Annotated in this window: 4 protein-coding genes; all 4 read right to left on the reverse strand. The window is 35.3% G+C overall.

What is annotated here, in order from left to right:
• Positions 1-639 (reverse strand): CDP-alcohol phosphatidyltransferase family protein (locus tag AC1WHX_RS11240; protein ID WP_481229373.1); only part of this gene is annotated, 639 nt, incomplete at its 3' end.
• Positions 640-656: 17 nt separating this feature from the next.
• Positions 657-1157 carry a GtrA family protein gene (locus AC1WHX_RS11245; RefSeq protein ID WP_022602678.1) on the reverse strand — a complete coding sequence of 167 codons (501 nt, stop codon included), beginning with the start codon at positions 1155-1157 and terminating at the stop codon, positions 657-659.
• Positions 1142-1615: a phosphatidylglycerophosphatase A family protein gene (locus tag AC1WHX_RS11250; RefSeq protein ID WP_009317054.1), complete on the reverse strand. Its 474-nt coding sequence runs from the start codon at positions 1613-1615 to the stop codon at positions 1142-1144. The genes AC1WHX_RS11245 and AC1WHX_RS11250 overlap by 16 nt, the downstream gene beginning before the upstream one ends.
• A gap of 37 nt (positions 1616-1652) precedes the next feature.
• The gene (locus AC1WHX_RS11255) at positions 1653-2942 is read right to left on the reverse strand and encodes an inositol-3-phosphate synthase (RefSeq protein WP_022391108.1); all 1290 of its coding nucleotides are present in this window, start codon (positions 2940-2942) and stop codon (positions 1653-1655) included.
• Positions 2943-3581 lie beyond the last annotated feature (639 nt).

Genomic DNA, 3581 nt, shown 5'->3' on the forward strand with positions numbered 1-3581 from the left:
ATGAGCTAAGCGAGTAAATGCCGTAATGTTAGAAAAAATAGCAATAATGAGCAGTGCTGCCTCAAATATGTAAATAGGATTTAACACAGATTCTTCATATATAAAAAAAGAAGACACCCCACATCCTAATGCTCCAATAGCTGTTAATACAACCCGTTCTGGACGCTGCATAAACCCTACTTTACATTCTATGCCGAGACCTTCTGCTCTAGCCCTAACATAACTGACCATCAATGATCCGACTAATGCAATAAATGCAATTATAAACCCGACAACATAACCTTGTGCCATCATATAGGAACAGATCCCTAAAAACACGATCAATTCACTATACCTGTCAAGTACCGAATCATATAATGCCCCAAAAGAAGAACTCATTTTTCCAATACGTGCAACTTGTCCGTCCAACATATCGAATAATCCAGCAAATAAAATACCCCCGCCAGCCCAACCTATATAAGAGAAATCATTTTTTTCTCCATATATTCCTCCATAAATTAAAATGACGGCTGATACAATATTAAAAAATAGCCCTGTGGTAGTTACAATATTAGGAGTTATCCCAACCTTTACTAACTTATGTACCACTGGATCAATGATTCTATAGATTATCTGCTGAGCCCAATCTCTGAATTTCATTCTTATGTACTTTAAATTTAATTTCTACGTTTAAAAAAAAATTTCAGTTCGTGATTTCTATAAACAAAAATACGCTGCATATTATAATTCCAAAAAAAAGCGACAGCTAAAGAAACCAATATTTTAGAAAATATAAACAGATTGTCTAAATAATGACCAAAAATATTCTGAATATATATCACTTTAGTAATAGCTTCCGTTATAAGAAATGTTCCCCCGACATTGAGAAAAAGGCTTCCACACCAAACCAGAATATATTTAATCACAATATTTATCTTTTTACAATTTTCTGGCCGGAATGTCCACTTATAATTAACGATACAATTAACAATTCCTCCGAAAAAAGAACCCGCAAAAGTTGCATAGACATAATAAACGCTAAACAACTTTGCGAGTCCTATAGTAATAATGAAATCTATTATTGTCGCTAATTGAGAGGACAATTGTGCTCTCAAAAACATAAAGAAACCGTCTCTTTCCGAAACTATTTTTGCATATTTTTTTATCCGATCAACCATCTTACTCCCATCAGCAAAAGAAAACTGTATATTCCGGCTAAAATATCATCTGCCATTACACCGATTCCCCCTTCCAACTGTTCCATTTTACGAATACCCAGTGGCTTAAAGATATCAAAAAAGCGAAACAATAAAAAAGCAAACAAAATATACCAGACATTCCCTACCGGTACAGCAAGTAGAGCAATCCAAACTCCCACCATTTCATCAACAACCACTTTTGACGGATCTTTTCCCCACTCTGATTCTAACTTATCGGCCGACCAAATTCCGGCTGCAGTAAAAAGAACTATAAGCAAACTTGTTACGACTAATAAGATATTGAACGGTATTACATAGAATAATACCGTCCAAATAATAACAGCAACAAGAGCTCCTGCCGTTCCAGGAGCAAATGGAGAAAATCCTGATCCGAAACCGGATGCGATAATTATATGGAATAATTTAGCTCTCTTCATAAATCGATCCGACAAAATTATGCGATAGTTACACTAATTAATCCAAATAACTTGGAGCAGTCTCTCCTACCATATTTCGAAGAGTTTCTTTTACCATTCGCCATTGTTGGAACAGGTCATGCACCGGTTGATGTTCGAAATCATGCATCGGGCTTTTACAGAAGAATGACAACCATGTTTGGATACCACACATTCCTGCACGCATCGCAAGATCACTGAAAATAACCAAATCAAGAGCTATAGGTGCGGCAAGAATAGAGTCCCGACAAAGGAAGTTGACTTTGATTTCCATAGGATATCCCATCCAGCCGAAAATATCGATATTATCCCAAGCTTCTTTATTATCTTTACGTGGAGGATAATAATTGATACGAACTTTATGATATACATCACCATACAAATCAGGGAACTTTTCAGGCTCAAAAATATTATCAATAACAGATAATTTGCTGACTTCCTTTGTTTTGAAATTTTCAGGCTGATCAAGGACTTCTCCGTCTCTATTTCCTAAAATATTTGTAGAGAACCACCCACTAACACCTAACATTCGAGTCTTGAACATCGGAGCAAGAACCGTCTTCATCAATGTCTGACCACTCTTGAAGTCCTTACCTGCAATAGGAATATTTTGTTTTTTCGAGAATTCCCACATAGCCGGAATATCTACACACAGATTCGGAGCACCCATAATAAATGGAGCACCTTCTGCAATAGCAGCATAAGCATAGCACATACTTGGAGATATAACTTCCGTATTATTGTCTTTCATCGCTTTTTCCAGAGAAGCAAGAGACTTGTGTTCTTCACTCATCGGAATATAAATTTCGGTACTTGCAGCCCATAATACAACAATACGATCACAGTTATTTGCAGCTTTAAAATTACGAATATCTTCCCGTAACTGCTTTACCATATCCCAACGTGTAGCAGCATTTTTAATATGAGTACCATTCAACCGTTTTGCAAAATTATGGTCGAATGCGGCAGGCATCGGTTTGATCGCCTGCAATTCGTCTTTTACAAGATTCAAATCTTTTTCTTTCAGAACCTCTGCATATAAGGCTGCATCGTATGTATTATCCGGAAAAATATCCCAACCTCCGAATACGATATCGTTCAGGTCAACCAAAGGAACAATATCCTTGATAAGTTTTTCGTTACCGTCTTGCATACGCATTGTAGCCATCTGTGTGATTGAGCCGATAGCTTTTGTCAATCCTTTACGGGCAGCTAATGTTCCTGTAATCATTGTGGTTGAGACAGCACCACCTACTCCCACAACCAAGACACCCAAACGACCGTTTGCCGGCTTAATTTCCTGTTTCATTTCTTCCAAGTTTATAAAATTATGCGAATTTTCCGAGATTTCCCCTGAATATCCGCCAGTTTAGATATTATTATCAGTTAATTAAATTCTATTTATACACACTCTTAAATCTCCTTAGAAATCAATAAATTAACAAAATCACTCATTACGATTTCCGAGGAGAAATTCAAACCCATAAATAAGATTATACCAAAATCAGGGAAAAGCCTCTTTTTTATTGTCCCCACCCTAAATTCTTCTAATCAAAATTGACTACGAAGGTACGGATTCTACAATGTATAAAAAAAGGTCTATTTGGTAGAAAAAATGTCCTAAAAAGGACATTGATTTTACCGCATATCAACCTGACATATTAAATCAATGAGCATTTTCGGATAGCAAATAAAAATATTTTTATCCATAATGCAAAAAAAAGACAAAAATATTTTGATTGAAAAAACAAATCATTACTTTTGTAGCCATAAAAATAACATAGTTGCATGATGAACACTTTTAGCTTTACATATTTTTATTTCTATTTTTACTTTAAACGAAAGTAAAACGGGATTTTTATTATAAAACAAAAACAAATAATATATTGAGAATCCCGTTCGAATGAGCGGGATTCTCTAGTTTTAGAATAATTGATTATGAAAACCT

Source organism: Coprobacter sp., assembly GCF_982436375.1.